The 1,459-nt window shown below is 61.8% G+C and carries 1 protein-coding gene; it reads left to right on the forward strand.

Going from position 1 to position 1,459, the window contains the following annotated elements:
* Window positions 1-1,058 (forward strand): efflux RND transporter periplasmic adaptor subunit (locus ADADOO_RS00060; protein ID WP_511274117.1); only part of this gene is annotated, 1,058 nt, incomplete at its 5' end.
* Window positions 1,059-1,459: the final 401 nt, after the last annotated feature.

Consider the following 1,459-nt stretch of genomic DNA (forward strand, 5'->3'; position numbering starts at 1 on the left):
AGCCGGTCGGCCGCGGCCAGCCGCTGTTCGAGGTGTACAGCCCGGAACTGGTCTCGGCCCAGCGCGAATACGCCATCGCCGCGCAGGGCGTCGGCAAGCTCAACGAAGCCGGCGGCGAAGCGCAGTCGGCGATGAAACAACTGGCCGATTCCAGCCTGCAGCGGCTCAGGAACTGGGATATTTCCGACGAACAGATCAAGTCGTTGGCCCAGTCCGGCAAGGCCAAACGGACGCTGACCTTCCGCGCCCCGGTGGCCGGTATCGTCACCGAGAAGAAGGCCGTGCAGGGGATGCGTTTCATGCCCGGCGAGGTGCTTTACCAGATCGCCGACCTCTCGGCGGTGTGGGTCCAGGCCGATGTTTTCGAACAGGACATTGCGGCGGTGGTTGTTGGCCAGAAGGCGAGAATCAAAATCAACGCCTATCCTGGCGAGGTCTTCGAGGGGCGTATCGCCTACGTTTATCCGACGCTCAAGGCGGATACGCGGACGGTGCCGGTGCGTATTGAACTGGCCAACCCGAAGGGCCGATTGAAACCAGCGATGTTCGCCGAGGTTGAGATTCCGGTGGCCGGTGCTGCTTCGGTCGTCACCGTGCCGAATTCAGCGGTGATCGATAGCGGCAGCAAGCAGGTGGTCATTGTGCAACTGGCCGAAGGGCGGTTCGAGCCACGGGTTGTGAAGTTGGGGGCGCGTGGCAGGGAATTTGTGCAGGTACTGGATGGCGTCAAGGAAGGGGAGATGGTGGTTTCGTCGGCCAATTTCCTGATTGATGCGGAGAGCAATCTGAAGGCGGCGCTTGGCGGGATGCAGGCAGCCAAGCCGGCGGTGGTTGGGCATAAGGCAGTGGGGGTTTTGAATGCGGTTGATGCGGCTTCCGGCACCGTGACCATTTCGCATGAGCCGGTGGCGAGTTTGAAATGGCCGGCGATGAAGATGGATTTTGTTTTGGCGAATCCTTCGCTGGTGGCGGGTTTGAAGCCGGGGGCGGCGGTGGAGTTTGAGTTTGTGGAACGGGGGCCGGGGGAATGGGTCGTTACCTCGGTGGTTCGGAAATGACGCTTTCCTTTGGTGGGCAGGTGGTTCCGCCTTGCTGGCGGGCGTACTTTCTTTTGCTTCGCCAAAAGAAAGTAGCCAAAGAAAAGGCGACCCCGGGGGCGGCGCCCTGCGGGTTCCTTGCGCTACTCGGCAGGCCGGGCGGCTGGCTAAACTCGCCTGCGGCTCAGACAACGCCAGCCGAAGGCCCCCGGCCTTCCTGCGTTGCTCAGCGCCTTCCACGGGGACCCCAAAAACGTCCACGGTCAGCCGTCGTTCCCCAAAAAACAGATTCCCACGGTCAACCGGAAAAAACGGCCAAAAATGAAATCTGCCATTCAGGCACCCAAGCTCAAGTACGGGTCGTTTCACCGGGCCCCTTGAGAGGTGCCGAGCAACGCAGGAAGGCCGGGGGCCTTCGGCGA

Origin of the sequence: Azonexus sp. (genome assembly GCF_036170495.1) — a bacterium.
Classification (GTDB): domain Bacteria; phylum Pseudomonadota; class Gammaproteobacteria; order Burkholderiales; family Rhodocyclaceae; genus Azonexus.